Below are 20685 nucleotides of genomic sequence, written 5' to 3'. Positions count from 1 at the left end.
CCCGCGTACGCGATCGGCCCGGCCGGACGCCGTCGGTCGCGGCGGCGTCGGGTCGCCTGTGAGTGACTTCCGGATGCCGGTTCAGTGGCTCGTTGATACTGAACTGTCATATGTGAATGACCGGCTTCGGGAGAACTGCCCATAAGATGCACACGGGTCCGCCGGTTCGATCGGCACCGACACGGTGCGCGGCGGATCTCTCGATGACCGGACCGAGATGTGACGGCGCTGGAGGTGAACACACGACATGCAGGGCTTGGTACTGCAGCTGACCCGTATCGGGTTCCTGCTGCTGCTCTGGCTGTTCGTCTTCGCCGTCATCCGCACGCTGCGGGCCGACATCGCGACGGCCGGCGGCATGCGCATCCCGCGTTACTCCGGCGGCTCGGACAAGCGCCGGCGCGGTTCCGGTCGCGGCACCGCCCGCTATCTCGTGGTCACCCACGGCGCGCTGGCGAACACCCGTATCGGTCTCGGCCAACAGCCCGTACTCATCGGGCGCGCCGACGACTCGACGCTGGTCCTCACCGACGACTACGCCTCGGAGCGTCACGCCCGGCTGTCGAGACGCGGTGACGACTGGTACGTCGAAGACCTCGGTTCCACCAACGGCACCTACCTCGACAGGTCCAAGGTGACGACCGCGGTCAAGGTCCCGCTCAACACGCCGATCCGCATCGGCAAGACAGTGATCGAGTTGCGCCCGTGACCCTCGTGTTGCGCTACATCGCGCGCAGCGACCGTGGTCTGGTCCGGTCCAACAACGAGGACTCGTTCTACGCCGGTCCGCGCCTGCTCGCGCTCGCCGACGGCATGGGCGGACACGCCGCGGGCGAGGTCGCCAGCCAGCTCGTCATCCGGGCCCTGTCCGCACTCGACGAGGACGAACCGGGCGGCGACCTGCTCGGTCAGCTCGACCGTGCGACCCGCGCGGGCAACGAGGCCATCGCGGCCCAGGTCCAGGAATGGCCGGAACTCGACGGCATGGGCACCACGCTCACCGCGATCCTCTTCGCCGGCAGCCGGATCGGCCTGTGCCACATCGGCGATTCGCGCGGATACCTGTACCGCGACGGCGTCCTCACCCAGATCACGCGCGACGACACTTTCGTCCAGACCCTCGTCGAGGAGGGTCGCATCACCCCGGAGCAGGCGCACACACATCCGCAACGCTCGCTGATCATGCGGGCGCTGACCGGGACCGAGGTCGAACCCACGCTGACGATGCGCGAGGCGCGCGCCGGTGACCGATACCTGCTGTGCAGCGACGGCCTGTCGGATGTCGTCAGCGAGGAGACGATCGCCGAGACCCTCGGCTCCATCGCCGACCCCAAGGAGTGCGCCGACCGTCTGATCGAGCTCGCCCTGCGCGGCGGCGGTCCCGACAACGTGACCGTCGTCCTTGCCGACGTCGTCGACACCGAGTACGGCGATTCGCGGCCGATCGTCGGCGGCGCCGCCGGGGGCAACGAGGAGCACTACACGCCCGACCCCGCGACCGCCGCCGGCCGCGCCGCGGCGCTGCGTCCCCCGCCCGCCGAACCGCAGCGGCCCACCGTCCTCGCCGATGCCGTGGAGGAGCCGCGACCTCGATCACCGCTGCGCCGCTGGCTCGTCGCGGGTGTCGTGATCGCCGTCGTCGCCGCACTCGTCGCGGGCGTCTTCGTCGTCCGCGCGATCGTGCGCAACAACTACTACGTCGCCGCGGACTCTGCCGGGGACGTCCTGATCTATCGCGGCTCCCCCGCCGATGTGTTGTCGTTCTCCCTGTCCGAGCCCGTCACGCGGGTGTGCGTGGAGGACCTCGATCAGGAGAAGCCGAGGTACACGTTCATCTCGTACTCCGACGAGTGCGAGTTCCCGCTCAACCTCGAGGACCTCGTGTCGGGTCCGGCGCAGTCGGTCAAGGACGTGATGATCCGCGACCGCAGCTCCGAGGAGATCGAGGGCGTGGTCACCAGGGAGCTCACGTTCAAGTGCGACAACGCGCTCTCGGCTCCCCCGGTCCCGCCGGCCTCCTCGACGCCGCCGGCCTCCCCGGCACCGGCCTCGAGCGCACCGCCCGCCCCGCGGGCGACCCCCGCGCCGTCGGGCATCCCGCAGCGCGGCGCCACCGAGTCGGTGGCCCCGCCCGCGCCCGGCGACGCTCCCGCCGACAGACCCGCACCACCGGAGGACGCCGGTAAGAGCTGCCGGCAGCAGGTGAGATGACCCAAGCCGCACCCGCCCCTCACGCACCGCCGCGCCGGCCCGCGACGAGCACCGGCCGCAACGCCGAGCTGCTCCTACTCGGGTTCGCGATCGGTCTGGTGACGGTCGCCCTGCTCATCGTGCAGGCCGCCCAGGACCAGAGCCTGTCGTGGGACATCCTCAAGTACATCGCCGCGTACTCCGTGCTGTTCGGCGTCGCGCACGTGGTGGTCCGTCGCTACGCACCGCACGCCGACCCGATCCTGTTGCCGGTCGTGGCGGTGCTCAACGGACTCGGACTAGTGCTGATCCACCGGCTCGACCTCGGGTCGGGCAACACCGGCGAGTCGATCACCCCCACCGAGGCCACCCGCAACGCCGACCAGCAGTTGCTGTGGGCGACGCTGGGCATCATCGCGTTCTCGGCGATCCTGATCCTCATCCGGGACCACCGCACGCTGTCGCGATACGCCTACACGCTCGGCCTGGGCGGACTGGTCTTCCTGGCGATCCCGGCGATCCTGCCGAGCTCGTTCTCGGAGATCAACGGATCGAAGAACTGGATCATCACGCCGTTCTTCTCCATCCAGCCCAGCGAGTTCTCGAAGATCCTGATCATCATCTTCGCCGCGGCGATCCTGGTCTCCAAGCGCGACCTCTTCATCACCGCCGGCCCGCATGTGCTGGGCGTGGACCTGCCCCGCGCGCGGGACCTCGGTCCGCTGCTGGCCGCCTGGGGTATCGCGATCGTGGTGATGATCGTGCAGAAGGACCTCGGCACGTCCCTGCTGATCTTCGCGACCATCCTGACGATGCTCTACGTCGCGACGTCCCGCGTGGAGTGGCTCGTGCTGGGCATCGGCCTGTTCGCGATCGGCGCCGTGGTGGCCTGGTCGATCTTCTCGCACCTGCAGACCCGTGTGTCGGTGTGGCTCGACCCGTTCGAGGACTTCGACGGTTCCGGCTACCAGATCGGACAGAGCCTCTTCGGACTGGCGACCGGCGGCCTGTTCGGCACCGGCCTCGGCTCCGGCCGTCCGCACATCGTGCCGTTCGCCAACACCGACTTCATCGTCGCGACCATCGGCGAGGAGCTCGGGCTGGCCGGTCTCACCGCGATCCTGCTGCTCTACCTGATCTTCATCCACCGGGGACTGCGCACCGGCATCGCCGTGCGCGACAGCTTCGGCAAGCTGCTGGCCACCGGCCTGGCGTTCACCATCGCGATGCAGGTCTTCGTGGTGGTCGGCGGCGTCACCAAGCTGATCCCGCTGACCGGTCTGACCACGCCGTTCCTGTCCTACGGCGGTTCGTCGCTGCTGGCGAACTACATCCTGGTCGCACTGCTTATCCGTATCTCCAACGCCGCGCGCGAGCCGGATCCGGCCAAGAAGCGACCCGCCCCCAAGCCGGTCGACGCGCTGCCCACCCAGGTGGTGAGGCGCCGATGAACAAGCCGATCCGCAACGTCTCCATGGCGGTCATCGTCATGATCGTCGCGCTGCTGGCCAACGCCACCTATGTCCAGGTGTTCAAGGCCGACGCGCTGAAGACCGATCCGCGCAACAACCGCGTCCTGCTCGACGAGTACTCGCGGCAGCGCGGGCTGATCACCACCGCCGACGGCACGGTGATCGCCCTGTCGGTCCCGACCGACACGCGCTTGAAGTTCCTGCGCCAGTACCCGCGGGAGGGCGCCGACGCGTTCGCGCCGGTGACCGGGTTTTACTCGTTCCAGTACCTCGCCAGCCAGATCGAGCACTACGAGAACGCCATCCTCAACGGCTCGGACGACCGGCTCTTCGGTCAGCGCTTCATGGACATGTTCTCCGGGCGCGATCCGCGCGGCGGCAACGTCGTCACCACCATCAACCCGAAGGTCCAGATGGCGGCCTACCGGGCGATGCTGAACGGTCCGTGCGACGGGCCGTGCCGCGGCGCGGTGGTGGCCCTGCAGCCGAACACGGGCAAGATCCTGGCGATGGTCTCGACCCCGAGCTACGACCCGAACAAGCTCGCCAGCCACGACCAGGAGGTCCGGGAGCGCGCCTGGGAGGCCTGGAACCGACCGGGTGACACCTCCCAGCCGATGCTCAACCGCGCGATCAACCAGCTCTACCCGCCGGGTTCGACGTTCAAGGTCGTCACCTCCGCGGCGGCGCTGCGCGATAACATCACGCCGTCGATCCGCCTCACCGCGGCGCCGTCGTACCCGCTGCCCGGCACCAACGTGTCGCTGCCGAACTACGGCGGCCAGACGTGCCCGGGCTCCTCGGGGGGAACCGTCTCGCTGGAGACCGCGTTCAAGTACTCGTGCAACACCGCCTTCGCACAGCTGGTGACCGAGAAGATGTCGGACGCGATCGGGAAGTTCACCGAGACCGCGCGCCTCTTCGGACTCGACCAGCCCGGCCCCGACATCCCGATGCCCGTCGCCGACTCGACCGTGGGGCCGATCCCATCGCTCGACGTCCTGGCCCAGGCATCGATCGGACAGCGTGACGTGCGCGTCACCCCGTTGCAGAACGCGATGATCGCGGCAACGGTCGCCAACGGAGGGGTGCGTATGCAGCCGTACCTGGTGGACAAGCTTCAGTCGGCGGATCTGCGCACGTTGCAGACCACCCCGCCGACCACCGCCAACAAGCCGATCACGCCGGAGCAGGCCGCCGAGCTGACGGCGATGATGATCGAATCCGAGCGCGCCACCGCGGGCGCCGGCGGGCCGGTCTCGATCGCATCGAAGACCGGCACGGCCGAGAGCGGCTCGAGCACGGACACCCCGTACGCCTGGTACATCGCGTTCGGTCCGTCGTCCAACGCGCAGATAGCGGTGGCCGTCGTGGTGGAGAATGGACGGTTCGGTGCGGATTCCGTCGGCGGGACCGTCGCCGCGCCGATCGGGCGAGAAGTGATCAATGCACTGGTGGGAGGTGGCAGTCGATGACCCTGCAGAACGGCACCACCATCGGTGATCGTTACCGGCTCATCCGCCTGATCGCGACAGGCGGCATGGGACAGGTGTGGGAGGCGCTCGACACCCGGTTGAACCGTCGGGTCGCGGTGAAGGTCCTCAAGGCCGAGTACACCAGCGACCCGGAGTTCATCGCCCGGTTCCGCGCCGAGGCGCAGACGACGGCGAAGCTGAACAACCCGGGCATCGCGAACGTCTTCGACTACGGCGAGACCCCGGACTACAACGGCGGCGAGCCGCTGGCGTACCTGGTGATGGAGCTGGTCGACGGCGAGCCTCTGAACTCGGTCATCGCCCGGCTCGGCCGGCTCTCGCTCACCAACACCCTGGACATGCTCGAGCAGACCGGCCGCGCGCTGCAGGCCGCGCACAGCCAGGGCCTGGTGCACCGCGACGTCAAGCCGGGCAACATCCTGATCACCCCGACCGGCCAGGTGAAGATCACCGACTTCGGCATCGCCAAGGCGGTGGACTCGGCCCCGGTGACCAAGACCGGCATGGTGATGGGCACCGCCCAGTACATCTCGCCCGAGCAGGCGACCGGCGACGAGGCGACCGCCGCATCCGACGTGTACTCGCTCGGCGTCGTCGGGTACGAGGCCCTCACCGGCCGGCGTCCGTTCCTCGGCGACGGGGCGATCACCGTGGCGATGAAGCACATCCGCGAGGCCCCGCCGCCGCTGCCGACGAACCTGCCGGCCAACGTCCGCGAGCTCATCGAGATCACGATGGCCAAGGATCCCCGCCACCGGTACGCCAACGGCGGAGAGTTCGCCGACGCCGTGGCCGCGGTCCGGGCGGGCCGCCGGCCACCGCGTCCGGGAGCGGCGGGTGCCGCCGTCGCCGGGGCCGCCGCCGGTACGGCCGTGCTGGGCAACACCGTCGCCTCCCGTCCTCCGACGGCTCCGGCGAGCGCGTCGAGGCCGGTCACACCCCGGCCGACGGGCCGCACCCCGGTGGCACCGCCGCCGGACGACTCCTGGACCACGGGCCAGAAGGTGCTGGCCGGAGTGGCCGGGGCGCTGCTCGTCGGTGCGATCTGCCTGATCGGTTTCTATCTGGTGAGCAGCAGCGGCGACGACACCTCGCCGCCGGCCCCGTCGACCTCGTCGACGGTCACGCAGACGTTCACCACGACCGTGGCCCCGCCCCCGGAGCCCGACGACACGACGACCACCACGCAACGGACGACCCGGACCACCTCCGAGGAGACCACGAGCCCCAGCGAGGAGACCACCACCAGGACCACACCGCCGCAGCCACCGACGGACAACACGACCGAGGAGAACCCCGACACCGGCGCGGCGCCCGGAACGCCGTGCTTCCCCGGTGTGCCGTTCCCGTTGTGTTAGATCAGATCCATGCCCGACCCGCATCAGCGAGAAGCGTTCCTGTCGACATGACAGGCTGACCCCCGAGGCCGATGACGACACCACACCTCCTCTCCGACCGCTACGAGCTCGGCGAAACGCTGGGCTTCGGAGGCATGTCCGAGGTGCACTACGCCCGGGATCTCCTGTTGCACCGGGACGTGGCGATCAAGGTGCTGCGTGCCGACCTGGCCCGTGACCCGTCGTTCTACCTGCGGTTCCGCCGCGAGGCCCAGAACGCGGCCAAGCTGAATCACCCGACGATCGTCCAGGTCTTCGACACCGGCGAGGCCGAGACCGAGGACGGTCCACTGCCGTTCATCGTCATGGAGTTCGTCGACGGCGAGACGCTGCGTGACATCCTGCGGTCCAACGGGCCCATCGCGCCGCGGCAGGCCATGACCTGGATGGCCGACGTGGCGGCGGCGATGGACTTCTCGCACCGCAACGGCATCGTCCACCGCGACATGAAGCCGGCGAACGTGATGATCGACAAGTCCGGCGCGGTGAAGGTGATGGACTTCGGCATCGCGCGCGCGATGAGCGACTCGACTTCGACGATGACCCAGACCTCGGCGGTCATGGGCACCGCCCAGTACCTCTCACCCGAGCAGGCGCGCGGCATCAAGGTGGATCCGCGCAGCGACATCTACTCGATGGGCTGCGTGCTGTTCGAGCTGCTCACCGGAGAGCCGCCGTTCACCGGTGACTCGCCGGTCGCCGTCGCCCACCAGCACGTGCACGAGGACCCGCCGTGGCCGTCGCACGTCAACCCCGACGTCCCGCGCGAGCTCGACTCGATCGTGCTCAAGGCGATGAGCAAGAACAAGGACAACCGCTATCAGTCGGCCGCCGACCTCCGCGCCGACCTGATCAAGGTCCTCGCCGGCGGCAAGCCGTCGGCCCCGATGCTGCTCACCGACGAGGAGCGCGCCGAGCTCATCGACACCGGGCCGCGGCGGCCCACCCGCTCGGAGTCCACCGGCCCGCGGCGCGCCATGCCGCTTCGGTCCGGCGGTGGCCACCGGCGGGAAGACTCGTACGACGCCGATGCGGGCGATCTCCCGCCGCGGCGACGCTCCCGCAAGTTGATGGTCGGCGCGGTCGCGGCCGTGCTGGTGCTGATCGCCGCGCTGCTGGTGTGGTCGCCGTGGGGTTCCGGCTCGAACCCCGACGTCACCGTCCCGGCCGTCGCTGGGCTCAGCTCAGAGGATGCACAGACCGCGCTGGAACGGGCCGGATTCACCGTCCGCGTCCTGGAGGAACCGAGTCTCGACGTCAAGGCCGGTCTCGCGACGCGCTCGACGCCGGGTGAGGGTGTGCTGGCGAGCCAGGGATCCGAGGTCGCGCTGTACATCTCCACGGGCCCACAACGCCACCGGATACCGTCTGACCTGGTCGGCAAGACACCGGCGGAGGCGCTCGACGCCCTGAAGGTGCTCGGCTTCACCAACGTCAAGACCGAGCGGGTCGACTCGCCGGCCGACATGAAGGACAAGGTCGTGTCCACGGCCCCGAAGATCGGCACGGAGGTCCCGGTCAACGGTCCTGTCGTGCTGAACGTCGGCAACGGCCCCAAGGAGGTCACGGTCCGCGACGTCGTCGGCGTGTCCGAGGACCGCGCCCGAGCCGTCCTCGAGGAACTCGGTCTCGTCGTCGACGTCGTCGCGGTCGACGGCGAGCAGCCCGCCGGCACGGTCATCTCGACCTCGCCCGGCCCCGGCTCCACCGCCGAGCAGGGCAGCACGGTCCAGATCTCGGTGTCGCGAGGCAACCTGTTCACCGTCCCGAACCTGCGCGGCAAGTCGCCGGCCGAGGCCCAGGCGGCGCTCGAGCAGGCCGGATGGGAACGGTCGACGTTGACGCGGCAGACCCGCAACGTCCCGCTGAACAGCCCCGACAACGGAAAGGTGGTGGGTCAGGAACCGCCGGCCGGATCGAAGGCGCGCAAGAGCGGCGCGATCACGATCATCGTCGGCCAGGCGAGCCTCCTGCCGAACTGATCGTCCTGAGCGCCGAAGCGCACCGGGAGCAGTCGGCTCAGCCCACGGCCGAGGCCATCTCGGCCTCGAGTGCGGCGACCCGCGCCTCGTCGATCGTGATGCCGCAGGTCTTCAGCCAGTTCGCCAGCATGCGGTGACCACCCTGGGTCAGCACGCTCTCGGGGTGGAACTGCACCCCGTGGATCGGCAGTTCGCGGTGCATCATCGCCATCACGATGCCCGACTCGGTGCGCCCCGTGACGACGAGTTCGTCGGGGATCGTCTCGGGCAGGACGGTCAGCGAGTGATAACGCGTGGCGACGAACGGATCCGGGAGGCCGGCGAGCACGCCCTTGTCCTCGTGGAACACCAGCGACGTCTTGCCGTGCAGCAGTTCGGGCGCGCGGTCGACGGTTCCGCCGAAGGCCGCACCGATCGCCTGGTGCCCGAGGCACACGCCGAGGAGCGGTAGCTCCTGTGAGGCGGCCACCTCGACCATCGGCATCGTGGCGCCCGCCCGCTGCGGGGTGCCGGGACCCGGGCTGAGCAGGACGCCGTCGAATCCGGCCACGGCCTCGCGCAGGTGCTCGGCGTCGAACGGCTGCAGACGCGGGTCGTCGTTGCGCCAGACGACGGCCTCGACCCCCAACTGGCCCAGGTACTGGACCAGGTTGTAGACGAAGCTGTCGTAGTTGTCGATGACCAGGATGCGACTCACGCACCAAAGGCTACCGGCGAAAGCGGGTACCTTCCTCGGCGACCTGGTGAGATACCGTAGAAGTCGAGTGTTATCCACACCCGGGCCGCTCGTCGATGCTCTATGTCGCAGGCCCGGCACGCGTACGACCGTCCCCGGGCGGTGCAGCACAACAGAGGATGTCATGCCGAAGTCAAAAGTCCGGAAGAAGACCGACTACACGATCAACCCGGCGAGCCGTACCCCGGTCAAGGTCAGCACCGGCCCCTCGAGCTCCATCTACGTGGGCGTGATGCTCGGCCTGATGCTCCTGGGCCTCGCGTGGCTGATCGTCTACTACCTCGCCGCCACCCCGACGACCTACGGCGGCGACGGTCAGGTCCTGCACTGGATGGCAGAGCTGAACTCGTGGAATTTCCTCATCGGGTTCTCCCTCATGGTGGCCGGCCTGTTGATGACCATGCGGTGGCGTTGAGATCCTTCACCGGTTCTGCCGTCCCAGATCACTCTGAGCAGGGAAAACACATGTGTGTAAGTTATCCACACTGTGGAAATAACATGTGTGTAATTTCTCCCCACTGTGAGTAACTCCTGTGGATAACTCTGGGAATTCTTCAACACGCGAGTGGGCGACCCCGGTTCCGGCCGGGGTCGCCGCCTGCATCGGCGGGCTGATCCTCATCGGCGCGGCGGTGGTCGTCGCCAACGACCCGGCGGGTTCGGTCCTCCTGGGAATAGCCGGGGCCCTGCTGGCCGCCCTCGGCGCCTACACCCTCGCCGTCCGCCCGCGGTTGTCGGTGTCCGCCGGGGCACCGCCGGCCCTGTCCGTCCGGACGATCACCGGCCGGCGGACCTACACGCCGGAGCACGTCCAACGGATCCGGCTGCTGACGATGCGACGCATCGGACGCCGCGCCGGTCAGCTGGAGATCGACGTCGTCGACGACGGCGCCCGCCTCCTGGTCTTCACCCGCTGGGATCTGGGCACCGATCTCATCTCGGTGGTCGACGAGCTGCGCGCGGCCGGCTTCGAGGTCGACGACGATCGCTGATCGACACGGCTGCAGAGCGCCGACCGACGTCGGGGCTTCAGAGCGGATGGCTGATCGCGACGGATCCCGGAACCGACCGGTCGAGGACGGCTCGGCCGCTCGCCGGTCGTCAGCGGATGTAGATGGGCCCGTCGTAGGCGACGCCACCGGCGACACCGAGAGCGATCGCGAGGACAAACAGCGCGGCGAGCGCGACCCAGCCGACGCGGCTCGCGGCTTCGGGTGTGCGGCCGCCCGGCGGGAGGACGAGTCCCGGGAGATAGACGACGGCGGCCGTCGCCGCGGCGCCGAAGGCGAGTCCGCCGAGATGTCCGAGCACGGAGATGCCCGGGAGTGAGAACGACAGCACCACGTTGAAGGCGATGATCGACAACACCGGAACCGGCGAGACGCGGGCCTTGAGGATGATGACCAGCATCGCGCCCATCAGCCCGTAGATGGCCCCGGAGGCGCCCGCGGTGACGGCGCGGTCGGCTTCGAAGAGCATGACCGCGGCGCTCCCGCCGAGGAGCGCGATCAGATAGATCGCGAGATAGCGGAACATCCCCAGCGCGAGTTCGAGGTCGCGGCCGAGGATGTACAGCGAGAGCATGTTGACCGCGATGTGCATCACGGAGAAGTGCAGGAATCCGGCCGTCAGCAGTCGCCAGTACTCCCCGGAGGCGACATCGCTCTTGAGGAGGTCGCCCTCGGCGAAGAGCGGCGCGGCACCGGGGTCGCCGAAGCCCGCCTGCGCCGCACACAGCAGGAAGACGAGCACGTTGACCGCGATGAGTCCGTAGGTGACGTACGGCTTGGTCGGGACCACCCGGGTGGTCGCCATCGGCCGGATCCCGCGATCACCGAAGTCCGGCGTCCGCTGGACGCCGTCCCGGGCCAGGCAGTCGAGGCAGTGTTGTCCCACCGACGCCGGCCTCAGGCACTCCGGACATGCCGGTCGCCCGCACCGGCTGCACGACAGTCCGGTGGGGCGATCGGGATGCCGGTAGCACACCGCCGTGTGACCGGCGGTGTGTCCGGGGACGCTCAGTTGACCTCGATCTTCTCGATCACGACCGGCTCGAGCGGTCGATCGGAGCGATCGGTCGCGGTGGTCGCGATCGCGTCGACGACCTGCTGCGACGCCGGGTCGGTGACCTCACCGAAGATGGTGTGGCGGCGGTTGAGGTGAGGGGTCGGCCCCACGGTGATGAAGAACTGCGAGCCGTTGGTGCCCGGCCCGGCGTTGGCCATGGCCAGCAGGTACGGGCGGTCGAACTGCAGCTCGGGATGGAACTCGTCCTCGAAGCGGTAACCGGGGCCGCCGCGGCCGGTGCCGGTCGGGTCGCCGCCCTGGATCATGAAGCCGGCGATGACGCGGTGGAACACCGAGCCGTCGTAGAAGGGGCCGGAGTTGCCGCCCGACGCGTTCGGCTGGCTGTATTCCTTGGTGCCCTCGGCGAGACCGACGAAGTTGTCGACCGTCTTCGGGGCGTGGTTCGGGAACAGGTCGACCTTGATGTCGCCGCGGTTGGTGTGGATGACTGCGGTGGATTTCTGTGTGGTCACCCCTCCATCCAACCACTTGCACCACCGCCGATGGCCGAGACGTGCCTCTGGGGTGCGCAAATGCGTCCCGTCGCGGCCGGGGCGAACTGGCATCGCCTCCGACGGGCTGGCACTCTTGACGCCATGCCGAAGAAGTACCTCGTGGCCGCGCTGTCACTGCTCGCGGCGTCGGTCGCCGCCGGTGTGGGCGTCCTCGTCCTGCGCCGGACGCGCCAGGAACCGCCGCCGGTCTCCCCGACCGTCCCGCGTGTCGAAGAGGTGAGCCGGGCCCTCGCCGAGCGCACCGAATCCCGGCCCTCGTGACGCACGGCCGTGTGGTCGATCCCGGTGCCCGCGGACGCCGCGGGTAATTTGGACTCGTGACCTCAGACGACGAGCGCCCGCCGACACCGCCCACCCGACCCGGTGGCGCGGCGGACCGGGCGCGCGAGTCATGGTCGATGCCGCCCTCGTCGGACCCGGACGCCATCCGGGACGCCGACGACCCGGCGTCGAGCAGACCGGACCCGAGCTCCCGGGAGACGAGCAGATCCGCCGTCCCGAGTTCGGGGACGACGGCTCCGTGGGAGCGGATTCCGAGCGCACCCATCACCGCACCCCCGGGCCACACACTGTCCGACGCCGGGCGCCAGGGTCCCTCCGCGAATCGGTCGGGGCCTCCCGCACCCCCCGGTCCCGGAGCACCGCGCCCCGCCTCGCCGCATCCCGGTCCGCAGCCGGGGCCGCCCCGAAGTGGAGCGCCGCAGACCGGAGCACCGCAGGGGTCGCCGGCCCCCGGCGCCCCCGGTCCCCGCCCTGCACCGGGACAGGGCGCACCAGGACAGGGCGCACCGAGGCCGACCGGCGCCCACACCACGGGCCCGCGTCCACATCCCGTCCCGCCGGGCACTCCCCCCGCTCCCGGACAGCCCGGTCGCCCACCGGCCGGTCACCGCCCCCCACCTCCGGGGACCCGTCCGATGGACCCGAAAAACCTACCGCCGCAAGGTAATCCGACACGACCGGGCAACCCGCTGTCCGGTCCGCCACCGGCTGGTCCGGCGCATCCCGGCCCGTCCCAGTCGGGCCCACCCCGGCCGGGACGGCCGGTCGGACCCCGCCGGGCGCACCGGCGTCACGGTCCGCTGCCGCAGCACCCCGTCACGATGCGCCGCCCGCGCGTCCCGCCCCGCCGTCGTCGCGTCCGGAGCCCGACTCCCCCGACGAGGCGACCCGCCTCGACGCCGCCGACAACACCGTGCTCGTCGACAAGCGGCCGCCGCCGCACCACGACGAGTCGCCCGGGCCGGAGGGCCGCAGCGCACCCGCGCCCGCGACGCAGGCCTACTCGAAGACCGATCCGACACCCCAGGACGAACCGGAGGACAACGTGGGTTCCCAGACCCGAGGCGTTCCCCGCCTCAACCGGACCGCGGTGTGGGCCCTCATCTGCTCCGGTCTGGGCATCACTTTTCTGCTCGGGCTGTTCCTCGGCTACCGCGCGTGTGCGCAGATCAGGCGGACCCGCGAGATCGGCAAGCCGTACGCAGATGTCGCCATCTGGCTCGGCTGGTTCTACCTGTCGGTGATCGTCTTCGGGCTGCTCGTCTACGTCTGGATTCTGTTCATCGCGTGACCCGGGCAGATCCGGCACCGCCGCGACCTGCGTGGACGCCGCGCCACCGTCGTCGAGGCACGGTTGTGAGCCCTCGTGGCACGAAAACCACCACCGAATCCACTCCTTTTCGGTAGGAAGATCCGCAGGGCGGAAAAGGGTCGCCTTCCTGCGGGTTCGCCGCCGATGGGGTCCATCCGGTGGTGGTGGCCCATTGTCGTCGTGTCGCGACCGTACTCGCGCGTAATGGCCTCGTTCCGCAACTATCGATCTGATGAACCACCTCGCGTGTGCCGAAAACACGGTCGGCACGACGAACCGAAGGAGCCGGTGATGTTCTCCCGAATCGCCATCGTCAACCGTGGTGAGGCCGCCATGCGCCTCATCCACGCCGTCCGAGGCCTGTCCGCCGAGACGGGACAGCAGATCGAGGTCATCGCCCTGCACACCGACGTCGATGCCGCCGCCACCTTCGTGCGCGAGGCCGACGTGGCCTACGACCTCGGGCCGGCGGCCTCGCGTCCCTACCTCAACCTCAAGGTGCTCGAGCGCGCCCTCCTCGAGACCGGCGCCGACGCGGCCTGGGTCGGCTGGGGCTTCGTCGCCGAGGATCCCGCGTTCGCCGAGCTCTGCGAGCGCATCGGGGTCACCTTCATCGGTCCGTCGCCGGAGGCCATGCGCAAGCTCGGCGACAAGATCGGCGCCAAGCTCATCGCCGAGGAGGTCGGCGTGCCGGTCGCCCCGTGGAGCCGCGGCGAGGTCGGCTCCATCGACGACGCGCTGGCCGCCGCGGCCGAGATCGGCTACCCGCTGATGCTGAAGGCCACCGCCGGCGGCGGTGGTCGCGGCATCCGCGTCATCAACAACGACGACGAACTGCGGGACGCCTTCGAGCGCACCCGCGACGAGGCCGCCCGCGCGTTCGGCAGCGGCGTCGTCTTCCTCGAACGGCTCGTCACCGGCGCCCGCCACGTCGAGGTGCAGGTCATCGCCGACGGCCAGGGCACCGCGTGGGCGCTCGGCGTCCGCGACTGCTCCGTGCAGCGCCGCAACCAGAAAGTCGTCGAGGAGTCCGCCTCGCCGGTCCTCGCGCCCGACCAGGTCGCCGACCTGAAGGCCTCGGCCGAGCGTCTCGCCGTCGCCGTGGGCTACCGCGGCGCCGCCACCGTCGAGTTCCTCTACCACCCGGGCGAGAAGCTGTTCGCCTTCCTCGAGGTCAACACCCGCCTGCAGGTCGAGCACCCGATCACCGAGGTCACCACCGGCTTCGACCTCGTGCGCGCCCAGCTGCACGTCGCCGCGGGCAACAAGCTCGAGGGCCAGCCGCCCGTCGAGCGCGGTCACGCCATCGAGGCCCGCCTCAACGCCGAGGATCCCGACCGCGACTTCGCGCCGGCGCCCGGTCGAATCAACCTGCTCGAGCTGCCCGCCGGCCCGGGCATCCGGGTCGACACCGGCGTCAGCGAGGGCGACACGATCCCCGCCGATTTCGACTCGATGATCGCCAAGATCATCGCCTACGGCCGCGACCGCGACGAGGCACTCGGCCGCCTGCGCCGGGCGATGCGCGAGACCCGCGTCATCATCGCCGGCGGCGCCACCAACAAGAGCTTCGTCCTCGAATTGCTCGACCAGCCCGAGGTCATCGACGGCAGCGCCGACACCGGCTGGATCGACCGCGTCCGCGCCGAGGGCGGCCTGGTCACCAACCAGCACTCGGCCATCGCGCTGACCGCGGCGGCGATCGACGCCTACGAGGAGCAGGAGAAGGTCGAGCAGCAGCGTCTGATGTCGACCGCGTCCGGCGGCCGCCCGCAGGTCCAGCACGAGAGCGGCCGGCCGCTCGACCTGAAGCTGCGCGGCGCGTCCTACCGCGTGCGGGTCGCCCGGATCGGCGCCCACCGCTTCCGCGTCACGATCGAGGCGGGCCCCGACACCCTGACCGCCGACGTCGAGCTCGAGCGCTTCGACGACCACGCGGCTCAGCTGGTCGTCAACCACGAGCGCTTCCGGCTGGTCACCGACACCCACGGCCCGGTCCATCTCGTCGACGTCGACGGTGTGACGCACCGCGTGAGCCGCGACGAGGGCGGCGTCGTCCGCTCCCCCGCGCCGGCCCTCGTGGTCGCGACGCCGCTGCAGGTCGGCGACGAGGTCGAGGCCGGGGCACCGGTCCTCGTGCTCGAGTCCATGAAGATGGAGACCGTGCTGCGCGCCCCGGTGCGCTCGCGCCTCAAGGAATGCGCGGTGTCGGTCGGCACGCAGGTGGAGACGGGCGCCACGCTGCTGCGGCTCGAGCCGCTGGCCGACGACGACTCCGACGAGGCGGCCGAGGAGGTCGCCGGCGTCGAGCTCGAGCTGCCGGCCGAACCCGAGGTCGAGGCCGACGACCGCACCACCCGCAGTCAGGAGGACCTGCGCAGCCAGCTCCTCGGCTACGACGTCGACCCGAGCGAGGGCACCCGACTGCTCGACGAGTACCTCGCCGTGCGGCGCGAGGTGATCTCCCGAGGCCAACGTCCCCTCGCCGACGAGCTCGAGCTGATCACCGTCTTCGCCGACATCGCCGAGCTGAGCCAGAACCGGCCGTCGAGCGACGAACTCGGTGTCGAACACGTCCACAGCGCGCGCGAGAACTTCCACACCTACCTGCAGAGCCTCGACGTCGAGCGCGACGGGCTCCCGCAGTCGTTCCACGACCAGCTGCTGCGGGCGCTGCGCCACTACGGGGTCACCGACCTCGAGCGCACCCCCGAGCTCGAGGCGGCGGTCTTCCGCATCTTCCTGGCCCTGCAGAACCCGGCCGGCGCGGTCGCCGTCATCACCACCCTGCTGCGTGAGTGGCTCAAGGAGCCGACCCCGCGCGACGAGCTTCGCGACGACGTGGGCCCGGCGCTGGATCGCCTCATCGCGGCGACGCAGATGCGCTACCCGGCGATCGCCGACCTCGCCCGCGGCGTCGTCTACGCCTGGTACGGCCAGCCGACCCTCCTGCGCGACCGCGCCCGCGTCTACAGCAACGTCCGCAAGCAGCTGCGCTACCTCGACGAGAACCCGGACGCCCCGGATCGCGAGGAGCGCATCGACAACCTGGTGCGCAGCACCGAGCCGCTGGTGCGCCTGCTCGGCCAGCGCATCGAGCGCGGCATCGCCGACAACCACGTCATGCTCGAGGTCCTGACCCGCCGCTACTACGGCAACAAGGGCCTGTCGGGCATCCGCAACGTCGACGCCGGCGGCACGACGTTCGTCGTCGCCGAGCGCGAGGGCGGCAGCCTCGCCTCCGCGGCCGTCGGTTTCGAGGGACTCGCCGCGGCCCTGAGCGGTCTCGGCGAACTCGCCCAGGGTGCCGCGTCGGTCGACTCCGACATCTACCTGAGCTGGGAGCAGCAGCCCGCCGACTTCGACGAACTAGCCGGCACGCTGCACGAGATCGTGTCGAACGCGCCGCTGCCCCCGCAGGTGCACCGCGTCACCATCACCGTGGCCGGCCGCGGCGACGCGCGCATGCACCATCACGTCACGTTCCGGCCGTCGTCGACCGGCATGGTCGAGGAGCGCCTCATCCGCGGCCTGCACCCGCACATCGCGCAGCGCATGCGCATGGAGCGGCTGCGGAAGTTCGACCTCACCCGCCTGCCGTCGGCCGACGACGAAGAGGTGTACCTGTTCCGTTGTGTCGCGCGGGAGAACCCGGCCGACGTGCGGCTCATCGCGTTTGCCCAGGTCCGCGACCTCACCGCGGTCCGCGAGCAGGGTGGCCGCCTGTTGAGCCTGCCCACGGCGGAGACGGCGCTGGCCTCGTGCGCGGACTCGATCCGCCGTGCCCAGCGCGGTGCGGCCCGGCCGTCGAGCGCGAACCGGATCGTGCTGTACGTCTGGCCGCCGATCGACGGCGACCCGAACATCCTGGACATGATCTCCGAACACATCCAGGGCGTGACCCGCGGCATCGGTCTCGAAGAGGTCCAGGTGATCGCGCGTCGCCGCGACCGCGAGACCGGCGAGCTGACGAAGGTGTCGATCCACTTCTCGCTCAACGCGACCGGCGAGTTCGACGTCAAGGTCGGCGTGCCGAGCAACGAGCCGATCGAGCCGATCGACGAGTACCGCCAGAAGGTCAAGCGCGCCGCGGCCCGCGGCAACGTGTACCCGTACGAGCTGGCCGAGATCATCGGCGACTTCACCGAACACGATCTCGACGACGAAAACCGCCTGGTGTCGGTCGACCGGCCGAAGGGCCACAACACCGCGGGCATCGTCGCCGGCGTCGTCACCACCCCGACGGAGAAGTTCCCCGAGGGCGTCACGCGCGTCGTGCTCCTCGGCGATCCGACCAAGTCGCTCGGCGCGCTGTCGGAGCCGGAGTGCAGCCGGGTGATCGCCGCGCTCGATCTCGCCGAGCAGATGCAGGTGCCGCTGGAGTGGTACGCGCTGTCGTCGGGTGCCCGCATCTCGATGGACTCGGGCACCGAGAACATGGACTGGGTGGCCCGCGCGCTCAAGCGCGTGGTCGAGTACACGCAGGCGGGCGGCGAGATCAACATCGTCGTCGCGGGCATCAACGTCGGTGCGCAGCCGTACTGGAACGCCGAGGCGACGATGCTCATGCACACGAAGGGCATCCTGGTGATGACCCCGGATTCGGCGATGGTGCTGACCGGCAAGCAGTCGCTGGACTTCTCCGGCGGTGTGTCGGCCGAGGACAACTTCGGCATCGGCGGCTACGACCGCGTGATGGGTCCGAACGGACAGGCCCAGTATTGGGCGCCCAACCTCGGAGCGGCCCGCGACGTCCTGATGTCGCACTACGACCACACCTACATCGCGCCGGGCGAGACGACGCCGCGCCGGGCCGTCACGACCGACCCGTCAGATCGCGACGTCTCCGACTTCCCGCACGTGCTGGCCGGCAGCGACTTCACCACGGTGGGTCAGATCTTCTCGGCCGTTCACAACCCGGATCGCAAGAAGCCGTTCGACATCCGCACGGTGATGCGGGCCGTCGCCGACCAGGATCATCCGGTGCTCGAGCGCTGGGCGGGCATGGCCGACGCCGAGACCGCCGTCGTGTGCGATGTGCACATGGGCGGCATCCCGGTGTGCATGCTGGGCATCGAGTCGCGTGAGGTGCCGCGTCGCGGCTACAAGCCGACCGACGGTCCCGACACCTACACCGCGGGCACCCTGTTCCCGCAGTCGTCGAAGAAGGCGGCACGCGCCATCAACGTCGCGAGCGGCAACCGCCCGCTCGTCGTGCTCGCCAACCTGTCGGGCTTCGACGGGTCGCCGGAGTCGATGCGCAAGTTGCAGCTCGAGTACGGCGCCGAGATCGGCCGCGCGATCGTCAACTTCCGCGGTCCGATCGTGTTCTGCGTGATCTCGCGTTACCACGGCGGTGCCTTCGTGGTGTTCTCGAAGGCGCTCAACCCGAACATGACGGTGCTGGCGATCGAGGGTTCGTTCGCCTCGGTCCTCGGTGGTGCGCCGGCGGCCGCGGTGGTGTTCGCCGGCGAGGTCGCCAAGCGGGTCGCCGCCGATCCACGGGTGCGTGAGCTCGAGGCCCGCGCCGTCGACGCGACCGGCACCGACCGGTCGAGCCTCAACGCCGAGCTCGCCGACGTCCGGCAGTCGGTGCGCGCGGAGAAGATCAGCGAGATCGCCGCCGAGTTCGACAAGGTGCACAGCATCCAGCGCGCCGTCGAGGTCGGCTCGGTCGATGCGGTGATCCGCGCCGACGAGCTGCGGCCGAGGATCATCGGGGCGATCGAGTCCTCGCCCGCGTGGGGCTCGCGGTCGCATGCCGTGAGTTCCTAGGCAGCACTAGCACAATCGCCACCTCCGGCTCGGCCCGGAGGTGGCGATTTCCGTCTGTGCGCGTGTTCCGCGTGATCGGCCGGCGGGAGGGTTACCCACAGCTTTGCCCACAGGTGTGGAATTCGGTGCGGGACAGAAGATTCACGGATCTGCACGACGCCCCCGGCCGGCTCCGGGACGCGAACCCGTTCGACGCGTGCGCATGTCGAGGCGCACTCCCGAGCGCGTTTTGCGCAGGCGGCGCCCGGCACACCGCTTTCCGGCGATCGGCCCCGGACGTCTCGGTGCAACCGGCCGGTGACGTTTCGCCGATCCTCAGGCATTGTGGACACATGGCGGACAACGACAAGCCCGACCGGACGACGACCGACGACGATCTGCGGACGGATCCGGACATGCCCGAGCAGCCCGACGAGGCGGACGGCCCCGAATCGCTCCTGCCCACCGCCGACGACACCCCCATCGGCGAGACCGAGCGGACCGCCGAGGAGAAGGCCGTGTACGAGGCCGCGGTCCCGGACGACGAGGCGAATCTCGGGCACGCGGTCGGAGGATCGGAGGGGACCGCCGATGGCCAGTGAGAAGCGGACCATCGTCCTGACCGGGGCGAGCGACGGAATCGGCGCGATCGCGGCACGTGCCCTCGCGGGCCCGTCGACGGATCTGATCCTGGTCGGCCGGTCGCCGCAGAAGCTCGAGAAGATCACCGCGGACACCGGGGCGACCGGTTTCACCGCCGACTTCTCCCGGTTGTCCGAGGTTCGCGACCTCGCCGCACAGATCTCCGAACGCGTCGCGTCCATCGACGTCCTGATGAACAACGCCGGCGGGATGTTCCCGCCCGGTCAGCGCACCGCCGATGGTCACGAACCCTGCTTCCAGATCAACCATCTCGCCCCGTTCCTGCTGACCAACCTGCTCCGGGATCGGCTCGCGGCGGCCGACTCGTCGTTGGTGCTCAACACCGCCAGCGTCGGGAACCTGTTCGGCAGGGTGGATCTCGACGATCTCGACTTCGAGCGGCGCCCGACGCTCGGCGGCGCCATCCCCTACGGGACGAGCAAACTCGAGAACATCTTGTTCACCCGCGGCATCGCCCAGCGCTGGACCGGCGACAAGATCTATTCCGCCGCAGTGCATCCCGGACCTGCCGCCACGAGCTTCGGCCGCGACTCGCGCATGGCCGGGCTGCTCTACCGCTCCCCGGTCGCGCGCCTGGTGACCATCACCCCCGAGCAGGGTGCCGCCCCGCTCGTCGCATTGGCCGAGCGCGGTCCGGACCCGGAGGTCAACGGCGTCTACTTCAGCCGCCACAAGCCGAACGGCCGCGAGAATCCTCAGGCCCACGACCAGAGGCTGATCGACGGACTGTGGGAGAAGTCGGCCGAACTCACCGGGATCGCCTGACCGCCGCACCGACCGTGAACGCCTCCCCCTTGGCCGAAGGGGGTCATCCCACCG

Annotated in this window: 16 protein-coding genes; 13 read left to right on the top strand and 3 right to left on the bottom strand. The window is 69.9% G+C overall.

The genetic code is table 11. The features are described 5' to 3' along the window. The first annotated feature begins 247 nt into the window (after positions 1–247). From GP2_RS09420 to pknB, 6 genes are all read left to right on the top strand, one after another. Entirely contained in the window at positions 248–709 is a 462-nt protein-coding gene (locus GP2_RS09420; protein WP_006900269.1) for an FHA domain-containing protein FhaB/FipA, read from the top strand. Continuing rightward, complete coding sequence (locus tag GP2_RS09415) at positions 706–2211, top strand: PP2C family protein-serine/threonine phosphatase (protein ID WP_006900268.1); 1506 nt, start codon at positions 706–708, stop codon at positions 2209–2211. Before GP2_RS09420 ends, GP2_RS09415 begins: the two co-directional genes overlap by 4 nt. After that, positions 2208–3641 carry an FtsW/RodA/SpoVE family cell cycle protein gene (locus GP2_RS09410; RefSeq protein ID WP_006900267.1) on the top strand — a complete coding sequence of 478 codons (1434 nt, stop codon included), beginning with the start codon at positions 2208–2210 and terminating at the stop codon, positions 3639–3641. The genes GP2_RS09415 and GP2_RS09410 overlap by 4 nt, the downstream gene beginning before the upstream one ends. Next, positions 3638–5137 carry a peptidoglycan D,D-transpeptidase FtsI family protein gene (locus GP2_RS09405; protein WP_006900266.1) on the top strand — a complete coding sequence of 500 codons (1500 nt, stop codon included), beginning with the start codon at positions 3638–3640 and terminating at the stop codon, positions 5135–5137. The genes GP2_RS09410 and GP2_RS09405 overlap by 4 nt, the downstream gene beginning before the upstream one ends. Beyond that, entirely contained in the window at positions 5134–6516 is a 1383-nt protein-coding gene (locus GP2_RS09400) for a protein kinase domain-containing protein (protein ID WP_006900265.1), read from the top strand. The genes GP2_RS09405 and GP2_RS09400 overlap by 4 nt, the downstream gene beginning before the upstream one ends. A gap of 71 nt (positions 6517–6587) precedes the next feature. Next, complete coding sequence (pknB, locus tag GP2_RS09395; protein WP_006900264.1) at positions 6588–8537, top strand: Stk1 family PASTA domain-containing Ser/Thr kinase; 1950 nt, start codon at positions 6588–6590, stop codon at positions 8535–8537. 37 nt (positions 8538–8574) lie between these two features. Here pknB and GP2_RS09390 read toward each other — a convergent pair whose 3' ends face one another. Then, the gene (locus tag GP2_RS09390; RefSeq protein ID WP_006900263.1) at positions 8575–9234 is read right to left on the bottom strand and encodes an aminodeoxychorismate/anthranilate synthase component II; all 660 of its coding nucleotides are present in this window, start codon (positions 9232–9234) and stop codon (positions 8575–8577) included. Between the two features lie 163 nt (positions 9235–9397). On the opposite strand from GP2_RS09390, the gene crgA reads away from it, so the two are divergent. Further along, positions 9398–9688: a cell division protein CrgA gene (gene crgA, locus GP2_RS09385; protein WP_006900262.1), complete on the top strand. Its 291-nt coding sequence runs from the start codon at positions 9398–9400 to the stop codon at positions 9686–9688. Between the two features lie 118 nt (positions 9689–9806). Further along, positions 9807–10265: a PH domain-containing protein gene (locus GP2_RS09380; protein WP_006900261.1), complete on the top strand. Its 459-nt coding sequence runs from the start codon at positions 9807–9809 to the stop codon at positions 10263–10265. A gap of 109 nt (positions 10266–10374) precedes the next feature. On the opposite strand, the gene GP2_RS09375 is transcribed toward GP2_RS09380, so the two are convergent. Beyond that, complete coding sequence (locus tag GP2_RS09375; protein ID WP_040526706.1) at positions 10375–11088, bottom strand: rhomboid family intramembrane serine protease; 714 nt, start codon at positions 11086–11088, stop codon at positions 10375–10377. A 203-nt stretch (positions 11089–11291) separates the two neighbouring features. After that, positions 11292–11813: a peptidylprolyl isomerase gene (locus GP2_RS09370; protein WP_006900259.1), complete on the bottom strand. Its 522-nt coding sequence runs from the start codon at positions 11811–11813 to the stop codon at positions 11292–11294. A 123-nt stretch (positions 11814–11936) separates the two neighbouring features. On the opposite strand from GP2_RS09370, the gene GP2_RS09365 reads away from it, so the two are divergent. The 5 genes from GP2_RS09365 to GP2_RS09345 all read left to right on the top strand — a co-directional run bounded on the left by GP2_RS09365 (position 11937) and on the right by GP2_RS09345 (position 20631). Continuing rightward, positions 11937–12116 carry a hypothetical protein gene (locus GP2_RS09365; RefSeq protein ID WP_040526697.1) on the top strand — a complete coding sequence of 60 codons (180 nt, stop codon included), beginning with the start codon at positions 11937–11939 and terminating at the stop codon, positions 12114–12116. Positions 12117–13050: 934 nt separating this feature from the next. Continuing rightward, positions 13051–13428: a DUF4190 domain-containing protein gene (locus GP2_RS09360; protein ID WP_006900256.1), complete on the top strand. Its 378-nt coding sequence runs from the start codon at positions 13051–13053 to the stop codon at positions 13426–13428. A gap of 312 nt (positions 13429–13740) precedes the next feature. Continuing rightward, positions 13741–19224 carry an ATP-binding protein gene (locus tag GP2_RS09355; protein WP_006900255.1) on the top strand — a complete coding sequence of 1828 codons (5484 nt, stop codon included), beginning with the start codon at positions 13741–13743 and terminating at the stop codon, positions 19222–19224. Between the two features lie 332 nt (positions 19225–19556). Next, positions 19557–19805: a hypothetical protein gene (locus GP2_RS09350; protein WP_040526696.1), complete on the top strand. Its 249-nt coding sequence runs from the start codon at positions 19557–19559 to the stop codon at positions 19803–19805. After that, positions 19795–20631, top strand: coding sequence for an SDR family NAD(P)-dependent oxidoreductase (locus GP2_RS09345; protein ID WP_006900253.1), 837 nt, complete (start codon positions 19795–19797; stop codon positions 20629–20631). The genes GP2_RS09350 and GP2_RS09345 overlap by 11 nt, the downstream gene beginning before the upstream one ends. The last annotated feature ends 54 nt before the right edge of the window (positions 20632–20685 follow it).

It is taken from the genome of Gordonia paraffinivorans NBRC 108238, assembly GCF_000344155.1.
Taxonomy (GTDB): domain Bacteria; phylum Actinomycetota; class Actinomycetes; order Mycobacteriales; family Mycobacteriaceae; genus Gordonia; species Gordonia paraffinivorans.
The sequence above is the reverse complement of the archived record's forward strand: the minus strand, read 5'-3'. Positions and strand labels throughout refer to the sequence as shown.